This is a genomic window from Bradyrhizobium sp. AT1 (genome assembly GCF_001590795.1).
Classification (GTDB): Bacteria; Pseudomonadota; Alphaproteobacteria; order Rhizobiales; family Xanthobacteraceae; genus Bradyrhizobium.
Window position 1 is genome coordinate 549,387 of the sequence record NZ_JXDL01000001.1, and the last position, 15,508, is coordinate 564,894.

The 15,508-nt window shown below is 64.3% G+C and carries 13 protein-coding genes; 8 read left to right on the top strand and 5 right to left on the bottom strand.

What is annotated here, in order from left to right; translation table 11 throughout:
• Window positions 1-280 precede the first annotated feature (280 nt).
• Window positions 281-1,651, top strand: coding sequence for an FAD-binding protein (locus SE92_RS02610; RefSeq protein WP_157095008.1), 1,371 nt, complete (start codon window positions 281-283; stop codon window positions 1,649-1,651).
• Between the two features lie 193 nt (window positions 1,652-1,844).
• Entirely contained in the window at window positions 1,845-4,997 is a 3,153-nt protein-coding gene (locus tag SE92_RS02615; protein WP_063194335.1) for an ATP-binding protein, read from the top strand.
• Between the two features lie 55 nt (window positions 4,998-5,052).
• Here SE92_RS02615 and SE92_RS35505 read toward each other — a convergent pair whose 3' ends face one another.
• From SE92_RS35505 to SE92_RS02625, 3 genes are all read right to left on the bottom strand, one after another.
• Window positions 5,053-5,247, bottom strand: a complete 195-nt coding sequence (locus tag SE92_RS35505) for a hypothetical protein (protein ID WP_157095010.1) — start codon at window positions 5,245-5,247, stop codon at window positions 5,053-5,055.
• Window positions 5,248-5,272: 25 nt separating this feature from the next.
• Window positions 5,273-6,268 (bottom strand): MBL fold metallo-hydrolase, encoded by a 996-nt coding sequence (locus SE92_RS02620; RefSeq protein ID WP_063194336.1) that lies wholly within the window; start codon window positions 6,266-6,268, stop codon window positions 5,273-5,275.
• A 227-nt stretch (window positions 6,269-6,495) separates the two neighbouring features.
• Window positions 6,496-7,161, bottom strand: coding sequence for a GntR family transcriptional regulator (locus tag SE92_RS02625; RefSeq protein ID WP_063194337.1), 666 nt, complete (start codon window positions 7,159-7,161; stop codon window positions 6,496-6,498).
• A 118-nt stretch (window positions 7,162-7,279) separates the two neighbouring features.
• Between SE92_RS02625 and SE92_RS02630 the strand changes: the two genes are divergently transcribed.
• The 6 genes from SE92_RS02630 (at window position 7,280) to SE92_RS02655 (ending at window position 13,640) form a co-directional block, all read left to right on the top strand.
• A complete protein-coding gene (locus SE92_RS02630; RefSeq protein ID WP_063194338.1) occupies window positions 7,280-8,074 on the top strand; it encodes an enoyl-CoA hydratase/isomerase family protein in 795 nt (264 codons plus the stop codon).
• A gap of 9 nt (window positions 8,075-8,083) precedes the next feature.
• Entirely contained in the window at window positions 8,084-9,337 is a 1,254-nt protein-coding gene (locus tag SE92_RS02635; RefSeq protein ID WP_063194339.1) for a CaiB/BaiF CoA transferase family protein, read from the top strand.
• Between the two features lie 50 nt (window positions 9,338-9,387).
• Window positions 9,388-10,380 (top strand): Bug family tripartite tricarboxylate transporter substrate binding protein, encoded by a 993-nt coding sequence (locus SE92_RS02640; protein WP_063194340.1) that lies wholly within the window; start codon window positions 9,388-9,390, stop codon window positions 10,378-10,380.
• Between the two features lie 220 nt (window positions 10,381-10,600).
• Window positions 10,601-11,083 (top strand): tripartite tricarboxylate transporter TctB family protein, encoded by a 483-nt coding sequence (locus tag SE92_RS02645; RefSeq protein ID WP_063194341.1) that lies wholly within the window; start codon window positions 10,601-10,603, stop codon window positions 11,081-11,083.
• An 11-nt stretch (window positions 11,084-11,094) separates the two neighbouring features.
• Window positions 11,095-12,633 (top strand): tripartite tricarboxylate transporter permease, encoded by a 1,539-nt coding sequence (locus tag SE92_RS02650; RefSeq protein WP_063194342.1) that lies wholly within the window; start codon window positions 11,095-11,097, stop codon window positions 12,631-12,633.
• Entirely contained in the window at window positions 12,630-13,640 is a 1,011-nt protein-coding gene (locus SE92_RS02655; RefSeq protein ID WP_063194343.1) for a 4-hydroxythreonine-4-phosphate dehydrogenase PdxA, read from the top strand. Before SE92_RS02650 ends, SE92_RS02655 begins: the two co-directional genes overlap by 4 nt.
• A gap of 15 nt (window positions 13,641-13,655) precedes the next feature.
• On the opposite strand, the gene SE92_RS02660 is transcribed toward SE92_RS02655, so the two are convergent.
• Complete coding sequence (locus tag SE92_RS02660; RefSeq protein ID WP_063194344.1) at window positions 13,656-14,399, bottom strand: SDR family oxidoreductase; 744 nt, start codon at window positions 14,397-14,399, stop codon at window positions 13,656-13,658.
• A 163-nt stretch (window positions 14,400-14,562) separates the two neighbouring features.
• Window positions 14,563-15,508: ABC transporter substrate-binding protein (locus SE92_RS02665; RefSeq protein WP_063203309.1), on the bottom strand; the 946-nt coding region annotated here is incomplete at its 5' end.

Below are 15,508 nucleotides of genomic sequence, written 5' to 3' on the forward strand. Positions count from 1 at the left end.
ATGTGATCCAATACCACCAAAACGCCTGTTTGCCAACGCGACTTGCCGGAGCTGCGGTCGTCCCGTCGTACAAATTCCCCTGTCGGTTGAAAGCTGGCTCGGATAGGATGACCGCAGCCTTTCGGGCTGCATCAGGCAATCCGGCCGACTTTGCGTGAGCGAGACGAAGCTGGGTCAACAACGCGCTTCGACCTCGCGAGAACCAGGCCGACACCAGTGTCGGCAGGACAGAAGATCCATCTTGAGTTGCGTGTTTCGCCGTCGAGGGGGGGTGACGCAGATGGGCAGTATGGTTCGCAATTACGATGGCGGGATCACGAGCTCTCCCGCGCAACTGGTGTCGCCGCGCTCCGTCGACGAGCTCCAATCGATCCTCAGGGATGCCGACCGCTATCCGAGCCCCGTCCGGGCGATGGGCAGCTATCATTCGTTGACGCCTTGCGCGTCCTCGGACGGGACGATCATCGACATGTCCGGGATGAGCCGCGTCCTCAAGATCGATCCGCACGACATGACGTTCACGGCGCAGGCCGGCCTGCAATTCATCGCCGCATCGCGGGCGTTGCGGGCGATGAACCTGCAGTTCGTGACCAATATCGAGATCGGAAACATGACGCTGGGGTCGGCGGCCTGTTGCCACACCAAGGACGGGCTGGACGGCGGCGAGTTTGGGCAGGTCGGCTCCTACATCATTGCGATGAAATGGGTGACGCCCAGCGGGGAACTCGCGGAAGCATCGGAGGAGAGCAATCGGGATCTGATGTACTTCATGCGCTCGAGCTACGGCCTGTGCGGCGTCATCTACGAGGTGACGTTCCGGATCAAGCCACTGGAGGCGATCCACTTCAGCTATTTGCCGCGTCCGATCGCGGAGTTGACCGAGAGGGAGGTGGACGGGATCATCGACGCCTCCAGGGGCCTGATCTGCTGGACCGTCGGCCGAAAGGCGCACTTCCAGACGCGACATCCCATCGACAGCGTCGGCCCGTTCGGGGCGCTGTTCGCCGCCAGCCGCCGCACTCTCTGGAATTATGCGGAAGCCCGCATTGGCAGGTTCATCGACAGCAGCATTCCAACCAAGACTCTCAGGGACGCCACGCTCGACACCTGGTTCGTCGGCAACAGGCTGTTGATGTCGTTTCTGCATCTTGTCGGCGGAGCGACCCTCTATAATCCCGACAAGACGATCGACTACAGCAAGACGGGGCCGTCGGCGCGATACGCATTCACGTTCTGGGCATTTCCGCGCGGTGAGTGGCTGCAGGTGCTGCGCGACTATGTGGAGTTCAGCGAGACATATTTCAGCAAGCACGACTTCCGCTGCAACATGGCGCTCGGCTCCTACTTCATCCGCAAGGACGAGCATTCGTTGCTGTCCTACTCGCACGACGGAGACGTTTTTTCAGTCGATCCCATCCACGCTTATACGGACAGGCCGGCGTGGGATGCGTTTTTGCGGGAGTTCAATGAATTTGCCTACAAGAGGAACGGCATTCCCCTGCTGAACCAGAGTCCATTCATCACGAACAGCCATGTTACGGCGGCGTACAAGGCGAGATGGACGGAGTTCTCCGACCGGGTCAGACGAGAGGATCCGCGCGGGCGCATGCTCAACCCGTTCTTCGCGGAGTTGCTCGGCCCGGGAGGATAGGCCTGAAGCCGACGAGGGGAGCAAATATGGGCTGAAGCTGGTTCTGGAGCGATTGAGACAATATGGCTGACCGAAAGTCGCCGAAAGCATTGTGGACTTTTTAGAGGAGTTTGGCGCAATCTTGTCATCCCCAGAAAAAGGCGAGGGTGCCGGACCGAAGCGCGGAACGATCTCAGTATTTCCGGGGTGAGTGATGGACGATCCTCACGACAGAGCAACCGAACGCCGTCAGCTCACGGTCTTGTTCTGCGACGTCGTTGATTCAACGGGCCTCTCCGAGCGCTGCGACATCGAGGACCTGCGCGAGGTCTTGTTGGAATTCCAGGCGATCAGCTCGCAGTGCATCAGCAATGCCGGGGGCAGCGTCGTCAACTATATCGGCGACGGCATTCGTGCCGAGTTCGGCTATCCCCTCGCATCGGAGAACGAGGCCGAGAGTGCGGTGCGCTGCGGCCTGCTGTTGCTGCAAAAAATTCGCGAGCTGAGCGAGCGCGCGACGGCCGCAATCCAGGAACCGCTTCGTGTTCGGATCGGCGTGCATACGGGGGTCGCGGTGATCGGGAGGGCCGGGCCGGGTCACGTGCACGATGCGACCGAGATCGTCGGCGACACGCCCAATATCGCATTCCGGTTGCTTGAAATGGGCGAACCCAATTCGCTCGTGATCAGTGGCGAGACCAAGCGTCTGCTGCGCGGCAAATTCGCCTTGCAGCCGCTCGGCATGCGTTCGCTCAAGGGATTGTCACGGAAGGTCGAGGCCTTTCTCGCCGCGGGCGAGACGTCGGAAGATGGCGTCGGCCACCGTGCCCGCCACCGCAATGCCTCGCGCCTCGTCGACAGGGTCACCGAATTGGGCCAGTTGCTGGAAGCCTGGGAGCTGGCGAAGGCCGGGCAGGGGCGCACGGTGGAGATCACCGGGGAGCCCGGCATCGGCAAATCGCGCCTGGCACTGGAGTTGATCGAAAGGGCCGCGTTGCCGGATGATCTCATCCTGGCGATACAGGCCTCCGGCCCGCATCAGAATACGCCGCTCTATCCGATCATCAGAGCCCTCGAGCAGCGCATCGGTATCGGCAGGGATGAAGACGCCGAGGTGAACCTGGCGCGTCTGCGTGATTTCATGGCCGCAACCTCCGGCGGCGACGAGGAGCAGTTGGCGCTGATCGGCCAGATGCTCGGTCTACCGGTGGCGGCGGCGTCAGGTCCGACGATTCCCGATGCGCATGAACTGCGTCGAAAGACGCGAGATGCGGCGGTGCGGCTGTTGATCTCGCAGACGGGCGGTGAGGCCAGCCTGATCCTCATCGAGGATTTTCACTGGGCCGATCCGTCGACGATCGAGATCGTTGAGCGCATTGCCGGCCAGATCGCCGGCACGCGGAACCTTCTGGTGGTCACCAGCCGGGCGTCCGTCATCGGTAACGTGTCGCCGATGATCCTGCGCATCGTGCTTCAGCGTCTCGATGACGAGCACTGCCGCGATCTCGCGGGATCGGTCGTCCGCGACAAGCAGCTGCCGAGCCAGTTGCTCCAGCAGATCGTCGCGCGATCGGACGGCGTGCCGCTGTTCGTGGAAGAGTTGGCGGCGGCAGCCCTCGAGACCGGGCAAGTCGATGCGGGCGTCAGAAATGCCGGGGCGAGCGGACCCTCGGAGGTCCCATCGGCGCTCTACGACTCCCTGATGCTGCGGCTGGAACGGCTCGGCAATGCCAAGGCGGTCGCGCAGCTCGCGTCGGTGATCGGCCGAAGCTTTCCGCATCGGCTTCTTGCCGCCGTTGCGGGTGATCTCCGCGACGCCCTCGAGCCCGCCCTCGAGCGGCTGCGCGCGTCCGGGCTGATCGGGCTCGAGCGCGATGACGACGAAAAGGTCTACTCCTTCAAGCATGCCCTGGTCCGGGACGTCGCCTACTATTCGCTTCTCAAACGGCAGAGGCGGGAGCTTCACGACCGTGTGGCCGAGGAGATCGAGCTCCATCTGCCGGAGGTCGCCACCACCGAACCCGGCTATCTCGCGCTGCATCTATCCGAGGCCGGACGCACCTCCCGGGCAGCCCGGATGCGGCTTAAGGCTGCGCAGCAAGCGGCGGAACGTTCGGCAAACCTGGAGGCGACCGCCGAGCTCAACATGGCGCTGGAGGAGATCAGGAAGCTTCCGGCGGGGCTGGAGAGGGATAATCTGGAGCTGAACGCCCAGATCGCGCTGATCGGACCGACGATCGCCCTACAGGGATTCGGTGCGGATGCGGTCGCAGACGTGAGCAGCCGTGCCATCGAGCTCTGCCGCGCCCTCGATAACGATCCGCGCATCTTTCCGGCACTGTACGCCAGATGGTCTTACCTGCGCGTGGCGAGCAACGTGCGGGAGGCGGGCACGCTGGCGCGGGACTTTCTGACGCTCGCCGAGCAAAAGGGAACGAGGGCCGATCGGATGGTCGGCCATCGGTTGCTCGGAACGTCGTTGCTCGACGGAGAGACGGAGCAGGCGTGCGTCCATCTGGAGCGGGCGGCCAAGCTCTACGATGCCGCCGCCGACCGCGCGACCGCCGTGATCTACGGCACCGACGTGCAGATCACGAGCCTGTCCAACCTGGGCATCTGCTGTTGGCTGGTGGGCCGGGTCAACGACGCGATTACGCACGCCCAAGAAGCACTCGAACACGCGCAGCGATTGTCGCACGCCCATACGCTCGGTTACGCCTACATGCATGTCTGCATGCTCTACACGCTGGAGCAGGACGCGCATACGGTTCGGGCACTCGCGCAGCGGACGCTCGAAGAGGCGATCAGGCGGGAACTGCCGCTCTGGGTCTCAGTGGCGCGGATATATCTAGGTTGGGCCGACGTCGAAAGCGGCCGCCTCGCAGAAGGTATCGATGGACTCGAGAAGCAGCGCGATTTCCTGCAGACGGCGCACCTCGTCTACTTCCTGCCCACCTACCTATGCTGGCTGGCGGAGGCCTATCTCCGCGTCGACAGGCTGGCGGACGCTCGGCGGTGTCTCGATCAGGCACGCAACGTCTTTGGGCGAGGCGGCAACTACTGGTATGAGGTCGAGTGCCTGCGTATCGAAGGGCGGTTTGCCTCGCATGCGCAAATCAACGACACCATGCTCGCGGAGCAGAATTTCGAGCTGGCCCTGGCGCTCGCGCACCGGCGTGGCCAGCGGGGATTTGGCTTGCGTGCCGCCGAAGGGCTGGCGAGCCTGCTCGCCGCCAGAGGCCAGACGGACCGCGCACGCACGCTGCTGCAGCAGGAATTGCAGCTGTTCGCCGGTCAACCCGAGCGCGGCGATCGCGCGGACGCCAGGAGGCTATTGCGCGACCTCGAGGACCGCTCGCGCACCTGACGGCTTAGATCCGGGATCGGGCCGGCGTCGCCCCGCCGGACGCTGAACCCTCGGGCTACGGATGCTGGCCGCCGGCCTGCGTCGCGCCAGCCCGATCCTCGACCGCACAGAATGTCGCGATCGCTAGATCGATCCGCCGGTCGAGCGCGCGGCGATTGAGCTTGAATCCGGTGTCGGTCAGCAGCCTGAAATGATCGTGGCCGAACACCAATTTCGGGTGTGCGTGCCAGAGATGGTCCGGACGGCACACACCGTCCGGACCTGATCCTGAGACGCTACAGCGTCATCTGCATCGGTTCGGGATAGTAATGGAATCCCTCGCCGGCCTTGGCGACATGGCCGTAGCCCGGCCAGGCGAAGTGATAGGACATGACGGGGGTCTTGTTCGCCGCCAGCATCGTCAGCAGCTTGACGCGCGACTCGGCTGCCTGCTTCGGATCGGTGTCGTAGGAGAATTCCATGCGTGGCCGTTCCAGCAGCAGCACGGAATGGTGCGAGAGATCGCCAAGGAAGGCGAACGACTTGCCGGCCGACGACACCATGAAGATGGTGTGGCCGACGGTGTGGCCGGGCGCCGAGATCGCCTGCACGCCTGGCAGGAATTCCTCGCCGTCCTTGAAGAATTTGATCCGGTCGCGGACCGGCAGCAGGTTCTTGCGGGCGTGAACGACGAAGTCCTTGGCTGGGCTGCCGAGCTTGCCCTCGTCGGTCCAGAAATCGAAATCGGTCTGGGAGATGTAGATCTGCGCGTTCGGGAACAGCGGCTTGTCGTTGGCATCGACGATGCCGCCGATGTGGTCGATATGGGCATGCGAGCAGACCACCGCGTCGATCTCCTCCGGCTTGATGCCGGCCTCCATCATGCTCTTCTGCTGGCGGCCGGTGCTGGCGCCGAACATCTTCGATGAGCCCATGCCGGTGTCGAACAGGATCAGCTTGTCGCCGGTGTTGACGATCGGCGAGTTCTGTTCGAGCACGACGTTGTCCGGCGACAGGAAATTGTCCGCCAGCATCTTCTTGACCTCTTCCTTGGGAACGCCAGTGAAGGTCCCGGAGGGATCGCCGAGCGGCAGCGGTCCGTCGGACACGACGGTGACCTCGGCATTGCCGAGAATGAAACGGTGCCAATAGGGCGTCTGGGTGCCGAGCTTGGGAGCCTTCGCCAATGCGCTGCTGCCGAGCATCGCGCTGGCACCAAGGCCGGCTCCAAGACTGGCTCCGAGGCTGGCTCCAAGTGCGAGTAGGGATCGACGTGAGACATCGATTGTCATGCGTTTCCTCCGCTTTTGTCTTTTGTCTTGCGCGATTGTTCGCGCGTTTGGGACTGGCCTGATCGACCACGCGACCGCGGGTCGGCAGAAAAGTATGCTGCGCCGGCCGCGACAAGCTAGCAAGTGGAATTAGTGCGCAGATTCACGCGGCGCGAGAACAGGCGCCCGAAGCGTGAAGACCGCGTGTGGATGAGCTCTCCACCAGCCGGGACGAGACGAATTGCGCCTCACGCAATTCGCAGCGCCAGATCGCTGCCTTCCGTCTCGGCAAAGCCCGCTTGCAGCACCTCTTCGCGCTTGTGGCGCAGATGCGCGCGCAGAATGTGCGAGAGGCCGGCACCGTCGCGCCGCTGCAGCGCGTTCAGGATCGCTTCGTGCTCCTTCACGGCGAGCGCCCAGCGCTGCGGCGTCATCGGCGTGACGTAGCGCGCGCGCCGGATGCGCGCGGTGACGGAGGTGTACAACCCCGCGAGCACGGGGTTTCCGGCCGCGTTGACGATGGCTTCGTGAATGGCGCGGTTGCCGCGGTAGTACTGGATCAGATCGCCGTCCCGATAATGCTGCACCATCTGCGCATGCGTGGCGGCAATCGCGTCGATCTCGGCGTCGGTGATGCGCTCGCAGGCGAGCTCGCCGGCGAGCGCCTCCAGGCCCTGGCAGACCTCGAACAGGTCGCGCATGTCCTTGTCGGTCAGTTTTGCGGCGCGCGAGCCGCGATGCGGCAGCAGCTGCACGAGACCCTCCGCGGCCAGCACCTTGAGCGCTTCGCGCAGCGGCGTGCGCGAGATCTCGAGCCGTTCGCACAGCTCGCGCTCGGGAATTCGGGCGCCCGGCGGGATTTCGCCGTCGAGCAGAATGGCACGGATGCGGCCGACGACGTCTTCATGAAGCATGGCATCAGTGCTCCAGTTTGAATTCAAAAATGCAGAAATCGATCGAAATCTGCAAGTTCCAGCTTGCTTATCGCAGATTTTGCATTCAAAAATGTAAAAAACAAGAGGATATGAGGAAATGGACCTGGCGGTAGGGGCGGACGACCTCGTTTTTGAATGCAACGCCGGCATCGGGCGCATCACCTTCAACCGCCCGCAGGCCCGCAACGCATTTACGTTCGCTATGTACGAGCGGCTCGCCGCGATCTGCGAGCAGGTCAACAGCGATCATGCGATCAAGGTGCTGGTGCTGCGCGGGGCTGGCGACAAGGCGTTCGCCGCGGGCACAGACATCAACCAGTTCCGCGAGTTCAAGACACCGCAGGATGCGATCGACTACGAAAAGCGGATTGATCGCGTCCTGACCACGCTCGAACAGTGCCGGGTGCCGACCATCGCGGCGATCAACGGGTTCTGCACCGGCGGCGGCGCCGGCATCGCCGCGGCCTGCGACCTGCGCATCGGCACACGCAGTGCCCAGATTGGATTCCCGATCGCCAGGACGCTCGGCAATTGCCTGTCGATGTCCAATGTCGGCCGTCTCACGGCACTCATCGGCGCCGCGCGCGTCAAGGACCTGATCTTCACCGCCCGTCTTGTCGACGCCACGGAAGCGGCGAGCGTCGGACTGCTCGGTGAGATCGTCGAGGATCTGGCTGCGCTGGAGCGGCGCGCCGACGAAGTGGCCAGGCTCGTCGCCAGTCATGCGCCACTGACGCTGAATGCGACCAAGCAGGCGGTCGGCCGGCTGCAACAGCGGCTGACGGGAGACGAAGGCGAGGACCTCATCCTGATGTGCTACACGAGCCAGGATTTTCGCGAAGGGCTCGATGCTTTCCTCAACAAGCGCGCGCCGCAATGGCGCGGCCAATAGGACGCCCCGATGCAGAGTTCGCAATCCGCCTCCCGCCGTTCGGGACCGCTCGCCGGTCTCAAGGTCATCGATCTCACCCATGTCATGGCCGGACCGACCTGCACCCTGATGCTCGCTGACATGGGCGCCGACGTCATCAAGATCGAGAAATCGCCGAACGGCGATGACACCCGTCACTCCGTGCCGCCGAAGATCGGCGACGAGGCGGCCTCCTTCCTGATGATGAACCGTAACAAGCGCGGCATCGTGCTGGACCTCAAGACCGAGGGCGGCAAGCAGGTATTGCGGCGGCTGATCGCGGACGCGGACGTGCTGGTCGAGAACTTCGCGCCGGGCGCGATGGAGCGTCTCGGCTTCGGCTATGAGGCGCTGCACGCTGAATTCCCGGCGCTGATTTACTGCTCGCTGTCGGGCTTCGGCCGCACCGGTCCCTACAAGCATCGCCGCGGTTTCGACCTGGTCGCGCAGGCCATGAGCGGCATCATGAGCTTTACCGGCGAGCGTCCCGACGGTCCGCCCGTCAAATGCGGCCCGCCGCTGTCCGACATCACTGCCGGTCTGCTTGCGAGCATGGGCATCCTCGCGGCCTATACCCATCGCCTGAAGACCGGCGAAGGGCAGTGGGTCGAAACCTCACTCTACGAGGCCGCGCTGGTGCAGACCTATTGGCAGTCGACCATCGCGCTCGCTGCGGGCACCGCGCCGCGCGCGATGGGCTCGGCGCATCCGCTCAATGCGCCGTATCAGGCGTTCGAGGCTTCGGACGGCTGGCTCGTGGTCGGCGGCGCCAACAAGAAGCACTGGCTGTTGATGCTGGAGGCGCTCGGCGCCAGCGAGCTCGCCGCCGATCCGCGTTTTGTGAATGGCGCCGACCGCATGGCCAATCTCAAAGAGCTCGAAGCGGTCCTCAGCGAACGCTTCCGCACCCAATCGCGGGCGCACTGGCTCGCGGCGCTTGACGAGAAGGGCGTGCCCTGCGGTCCCGTGCATGACATGCTGGAAGCCCTGAGTGATCCGCAGACGCTGGCGCGGGAGATGGTCGTCGAGGTCGAGCATTCCACGCTTGGTCCCGTCAAGACGATCGGGCTTCCCGTGAAGTTTTCGGAGACCCCAGGCAAAGTCCTGTCAGGCGCACCGGTCTATGGTGAGCATACAAGAGAGGTTCTGGCCGAGCACGGCTTCGACCAGACGCAAATCGAAGCGCTCGAAAAAGAAGGCGCGATCGTTTCGGCTCTGGAAAGACGCGAGGAACGCGTCGCCTGACCGGACCGTCGACACCAAGAACAAAAGACAAAAATCAGCTGGAGGAAATCATGGGTCGGACGTCTGTATTCCTGCTCTCCGCAGCGGCAACCGTGCTCGCCGGCACGATGCCGGCGCTCAGCGCCTGGCAACCGCAAAAGCCGATCGAATTCGTGGCCACCGCCGGTCCCGGCGGCGGCACCGACAATCTCGCCCGCGCGGTGCAGAACATCATCACCAAGCACAAGCTGACGGAGCAGCCGATCGTCGTCGTCAACAAGGGCGGCGGCAGCGGCGCCGAAGGCTATGTCTATGGCAAGGCCTCGGCCGGCGATCCCTACAAGGTGATCTTCGGCACCTCGAACGCCTGGCAGCAGCCGCTCGTCTCCAAGGTCGCCTTCAACTACACCGATCTCACTCCGGTCGCGGCAATGGCGCAGGACGAGTTCCTGCTCTGGGTCAAGCAGGACTCGCCTTACAAGACCGCCGGCGATTATTTGAAGGCCGCTGCATCGGGCGAATTCAAGATGGGGGGCGCGCAGTCCAAGGACACCGACGAGGTGCTGACGCGCATGATCGAGAAGACCGGCAAGGTCAAGCTGACCTATATCCCCTTCAAGAGCGGCGCCGAGACCGCCGTGCAGCTTGCCGGCGGCCATCTCGACTCCCACGTCAACAATCCCAGCGAAAGCCTCGGGCAATGGCGCGGCGGCACGCAGCGTCCGCTCTGCGTCTTCAGTCCGAAGCGACTGCCGCAGGGCCCCAAGGTCACCGCAAGCGAAGGCTGGAGCGACGTCCCAACCTGTGTCGAGCAGGGCCTCGACATCAAGCAATATGAGCAGCCGCGCACGGTGTGGCTGCCCGGAAAGGTCACGCCGGACCAGGCCGCGTTCTATGTCGACCTCATGAAGAAGGTGCAGGCGACGCCGGAGTGGAAGGACTACATCGAGAAGACGTCCCAGGTGGACACATTCCTGACCGGCGCCGAGTTCGACAAATTCATCAAGGAGGACCTCGAGCACGTCAAGCAGGTCGCAGGCGAGCAGGGCTGGCTGGTCAAGTGAAGCGACGATCGCCCTTCAATCTCGACCGTCGTCCCTGCGAACGCAGGGACCCATACCGCGTGATCTGTCGAGAAGTGTTGGTCGCCGTACCGACGTGGCTTCGTATCTTCGTCAATCTGCTCCCGGCGTTATGGGTCCCTGCGTTCGCAGGGACGACACCGGGGGTGGGAGAGTGCGTGCGTCATACCAGCAACTTCACGCGGCCTGAGCCGAGCCCCCGATGATCTCCCGCCGCGCCCTCGAGCTCGCAACAGCCGTCCTCACCGGCGGCTTTGGTGTCGCTGTCGTGATCCAAAGCCTCGACAACGGCATCGGCTGGTCTAGCGCGGGCGTCGAAGCCGGCACGTTTCCGTTCCTGACCGGGACCATCATCGTGCTCGGGAGCCTCTACAACCTGGTGCGGGGCGCGTTGCCGGTCGCGTCCCTGGCCAATGTCCCCATCGCAATCACGCCGATCGAGCTGCGCCGGCTTGCCGGCCTGTTCGTGCCGGCCGCGATTTTCGTGGCCGCGATCCCGCTCGCGGGGATGTACGTCGCCTCGGCGCTCTATGTCTTCGCTGTACTGGCGATCCCCCGGCATCAATCGGTGCCGCGGGCGCTGGGGATGGCGGCGGCGACGGCGCTTGCGCTCTACGTCGTGTTCGAGCGCATGTTCCAGGTCAGCTTGCCGCACGGCGCACTCGCCGCGGCACTCGGCTTCTAGGGGCGAGTCCGATGGACAATCTCGGCGAGCTCCTGCACGGCTTCAGCATCGCGGTCACGGTGCCGCATCTGGTGCTGATGGTCGTCGGCGTGCTGCTCGGCATTCTCGTCGGCGTGTTGCCGGGGCTGGGCGCTCCGAACGGCGTCTCGCTGCTGTTGCCGCTGACCTTCGGCATGCAGCCGGTGTCGGCCATCATCCTGCTCTCCAGCATGTATTGGGGCGCGCTGTTCGGCGGCTCGGTCACCTCGATCCTGTTCAATATTCCCGGCGAGCCGTCCTCCGTCGCGACCACTTTCGACGGCTATCCGATGGCGCGGGACGGCAGGCCGACCACCGCGCTCGCCACGGCGTTCGGCTCGGCTGCGTTCGGAGCGCTGATCGGTGTCATCCTGATCACCTTCCTCGCATCCTGGGTGGCGCAGGTCGCACTTGCTTTCGGGCCGGCGGAATACTTCGCCGTCTATTTCCTGGCCTTTGCCAGCTTCGTCGGCATGGGCGGCGCCGCGCCGGTCAAGACAATCGTGGCGCTGGCGATCGGGTTTGCGATCGCGGCGATCGGTATCGACACGGTGTCCGGCAGCGTCCGCCTCACCATGGGGGTCGACGAGCTGGTCAAGGGCGTGAACTTCGTCGTCGCGGTGATGGGCCTGTTCGGCATTGGCGAACTCCTGGTCGCCGTGGAGGAGGAATTTCACGCCCGCGCCGTGTCGTCGAAGATCGATTGGCGCGAAGTGTTCCGTGCCGTCGGCCGGCTGCCCCGGCACGGCGTGGCGCTGCTGCGGAGCGCCGCCATCGGCTGCTGGATGGGGATCACGCCGGGCGGCCCGACCGCGGCCTCTTTCATGAGCTACGGCATCGCCCGCCGCTTCTCGCGCCGCGGCCGCTATTTCGGCACGGGCGAGGTCGAAGGCATCATCTCGCCGGAGACTGCCGATCATGCCGCCGGCACCAGCGCGCTGCTGCCGATGCTCTCGCTCGGCATTCCCGGCTCGGCGACCGCGGCCGTCATGATGGGCGGATTGATGATCTGGGGTCTCAATCCCGGGCCGATGCTGTTCGTCGACCAGAAGGATTTCGTCTGGGGCCTGATCGCCTCGATGTATGTCGGCAACATCGTTGCCGTCGCGCTGGTGCTGCTCACCGTTCCGGTGTTCGCCGCCTTGATGCGGATTCCCTTCGTGGTGATCGCGCCGCTGATCGTAATCATCTGCGTCGTCGGTGCCTATTCCGTGTCGAACTCCTATCTCGACGTTGTCATGATGCTGGGCTTCGGGATCGTCGGCTATCTCTTCAAGAAGTTGTTCTATCCCTTGGCGCCTCTCGTGCTCGCCATCGTCATCGGCGACAAGGCCGAGGATGCGTTCCGGCAGTCGATGCTGATGTCCAAGGGGTCCCTCGGCATCTTCTTTGCCAACAAGCTGGTGACATGCCTGATCGTGGCCGGCATCGCGCTTCTGCTGCTGCCGCTCGTGCTGCAGCTCGCAAAGCTTCGGCGCAAGCCCGCATCCCCTTCGACCGAAACGACCGCCCAGGAGAAAGTGATCATATGACCGCAAAGCCGCTGATCGCGCTCGCCATGGGAGATCCCGCCGGCATCAGCCCCGAGCTGACGGCGAAGCTCGCGGTGCAGGACGACATCCGCGCGAGCTGCCGGCTCGTGATCATTGGTGACCGCCGCATCTTCGACGAAGGCGCACGCATTGCCGGCGTCAAGCCGGAGCTGAGGAGAGTGGAGCCGGGCACTGATCTTCGCGCGGCGCAGAGCGATGTGAAGTTTGTCGATCTGCGGCACCTCGATCCCGCAGACATCGAGCCGAAGACCGCGACCCTTGCCGGCGGGACGTTCGCCCTGGCGAATTACAAGCACGCGCTCGAGCTCGGCCGGGACGGCCGCGTCGACGCGGTCTGCTTCACCCCCTTCAATAAGCAGGCGATGCGGCTTGCGCGCGCCGAGTACGACGACGAGATCGCGTTCTCCGCGGAGGTGGTCGGCCTCGAGACTCCGGCCAGCGAATTCAACGTGCTCGATCGGCTCTGGAACGCACGGGTCACGTCGCACATACCGCTGAAGGACGTCGCCGCAAGACTGACCAGCGAGCGCATCCATCGCGCGCTCAAGCTGACTGATTCCTGCATGCGCAACGCCGGCTTCGCGCGGCCGCGCATCGCGGTCGCCGGTCTCAATCCGCATGCCGGCGACGGCGGCAATTTCGGCCGCGAGGAGATCGACGTGATCGCGCCCGTGGTCGCAGCCGGGCAGGCCGAGGGCATCGCGGCGGAGGGACCGTTCCCGGCCGACACGGTGTTTCTGCGCGCCAAGGCCGGCGCCTTCGATGCGGTGCTGACGATGTATCACGACCAGGGCCAGATCGCGATGAAGCTGATGGGCTTCGATCGCGGCGTGACCTTGCTCGGCGGCTTTCCATTCCCGATCTGCACGCCCGCGCACGGCACCGCCTATGACATCGCGGGGCAGGGCGTCGCATCGATTGGCGCCAGCCGCGCCGCAGTGCTGCTCGCCGCGGAGATGGCCGCAGCCACCAAGGGCCGGAGTTGAACGACCGCAGGGCTCTTAGAGGCTCGCGAGCCACGCCGCCAGCGGCGTTGTCCCCAGCCGCGCCTCGCCGAGCGGGTTCAGCGATGTATCGTCGATAGGGCCGCCGTAATAGGGCGCCTTCGGATCTCCGATCACCGTCCGGGTGTCGCCTGACGCCTTCAGGCGGCGCGCGATGAATTCATTGAAAGGAGCTTTCTCGGGACCTGCGATGTCGATCGTACCGTTGAGCGGGTTGTCCGTTGCGACCTCCGCAAGGCGGGCAGCGACGTCGTCCGCGGCGATCGGTTGAAACAAGGCCGAGGGAACGACGATCTTGCCGTCAGTTGTACCCATGTCGGCAATGGCACCGAGGAATTCGAAGAACTGTGTGGCGCGCACGATCGAGTAGGGGACCCGGGCCGACTTGATGATGGTCTCCTGAGCGAGCTTGGCCCGGAAATAGGCGTTGTCCGGCGACCGCTCGGTCCCGACGATCGACAGCGCCACGTGATGCTTCACACCCGCCGAAGCCTCCGTCGCGACGAGATTCTTGCTCGAACGTTCGAAGAACTCGAGCACTGCGGCGGGCTCCCAGGACGGTGCGTTGGCGACGTCGACGACGACATCCGCGCCCGCCAATGCCGCAGCGAGGCCTTCGCCGGTCACGGCATTCACGCCTGATTTCGGTGAGGCTGCCACGGCCTCGTGACCTTGCTGCTTGAGCTTCGCCACGAGCTTGGATCCGATCAATCCGGATCCGCCGATCACGACAATCTTCATGAAAGATCTCCAGGGCACATTGCGGGCGCGATCTTCTCTGCGGCGAGGCGCCGCGCCATCGCGAAAGTGATGCGGCGCGAATCTTACCCGGGAAATGGGGCAGGCTCTTGCCTGGAACCGCCGTGCCTTGGCGGAAAATGCTCAAGACATGGCCGAATGACCTTTATCCGACGGTCGATAGAAAAAGGCGCGTATCGAAATAGACCGACGCGCGGAGCGCGCCGCTGACGCCGGCATCCGCCATGAAGAAGTCGCTGACCTGCTGCAGCCACTTTACGACGGTGCCGTCCGCATAGAGCCGCCGCCATTCGCGCGCGGAGTATAGTTTTTGCGCCTTGAGGGCTTCGGCGATGTCGGCTGGGCGCGACGACTGGTAGTGGGTCTGGAGCGCTTCTGCTGCCGCGGCCGGGTTGCGTACCATGTGGTCATTTGCATCAATCCAGCCACGGATGATCCGGCTCAGGACTTCCCTATTGCCGGCGTAATATCCCATGCGCGCCCCCCAGCCGCCGAGTATGGCCGATTGCGGATAGAACGCGGAAGCATCCACGAGTTTCACGGCGTCTGGCAGCGATTCACGGACAGCGACATTGAACGGCACCCAAAGCGCGATGGCCGGCACCTCGCCGGCGATGAACGCCTTGACCGCGTCCGGCATGCTCGCATCGACGATGTCCACCTCGGTCGGCGTGATGTTGTTGGCGCGCAAAGCCCGGTCGAGGAAAATATGCGCGGTGGTCTTCCTGGTCGTCGCGATCCGCTTGCCCCTGAGATCGTCGAGCCGGTTCACCCCGAGCGTGGGCCGGACCCAAAGCTGAGTGGTCGCAACCTCGATGTCGTTGATGAGAAAGCCCCGACCGTGGCCGAGCGCCAGATAGTTTGAGATGACGCCGCCGGCCGAAGCGACGTCGATCTCTCCCCGCATCATCGCCTCGAACGCCTCGGGGCCGGTGTTGAATTCGTGCAGCTCGAAATCGATCCCCTCGCGGTCGAACGAGCCGCGATCGAGGCCCGTCCAGATCTGCCCGTCCACGGCGACCACATGGAGATAGCCGAGCCGGACCCTGGTGCGCGCCTGCGCGATCGCCGGTGAGCCGCGCGCGGAGACC

Bases quoted from the DNA above. Each gene is read 5' to 3' on its own strand.
- SE92_RS02620 (WP_063194336.1), bottom strand. From the start codon at position 6,268: ATGACAATCGATGTCTCACGTCGATCCCTACTCGCACTTGGAGCCAGC.
- SE92_RS02630 (WP_063194338.1), top strand. From the start codon at position 7,280: ATGGACCTGGCGGTAGGGGCGGACGACCTCGTTTTTGAATGCAACGCC.
- SE92_RS02615 (WP_063194335.1), top strand. From the start codon at position 1,845: ATGGACGATCCTCACGACAGAGCAACCGAACGCCGTCAGCTCACGGTC.
- SE92_RS02660 (WP_063194344.1), bottom strand. From the start codon at position 14,399: ATGAAGATTGTCGTGATCGGCGGATCCGGATTGATCGGATCCAAGCTC.
- SE92_RS02635 (WP_063194339.1), top strand. From the start codon at position 8,084: ATGCAGAGTTCGCAATCCGCCTCCCGCCGTTCGGGACCGCTCGCCGGT.
- SE92_RS02610 (WP_157095008.1), top strand. From the start codon at position 281: ATGGGCAGTATGGTTCGCAATTACGATGGCGGGATCACGAGCTCTCCC.
- SE92_RS02625 (WP_063194337.1), bottom strand. From the start codon at position 7,161: ATGCTTCATGAAGACGTCGTCGGCCGCATCCGTGCCATTCTGCTCGAC.
- SE92_RS02645 (WP_063194341.1), top strand. From the start codon at position 10,601: ATGATCTCCCGCCGCGCCCTCGAGCTCGCAACAGCCGTCCTCACCGGC.
- SE92_RS02640 (WP_063194340.1), top strand. From the start codon at position 9,388: ATGGGTCGGACGTCTGTATTCCTGCTCTCCGCAGCGGCAACCGTGCTC.
- SE92_RS02650 (WP_063194342.1), top strand. From the start codon at position 11,095: ATGGACAATCTCGGCGAGCTCCTGCACGGCTTCAGCATCGCGGTCACG.
- SE92_RS02655 (WP_063194343.1), top strand. From the start codon at position 12,630: ATGACCGCAAAGCCGCTGATCGCGCTCGCCATGGGAGATCCCGCCGGC.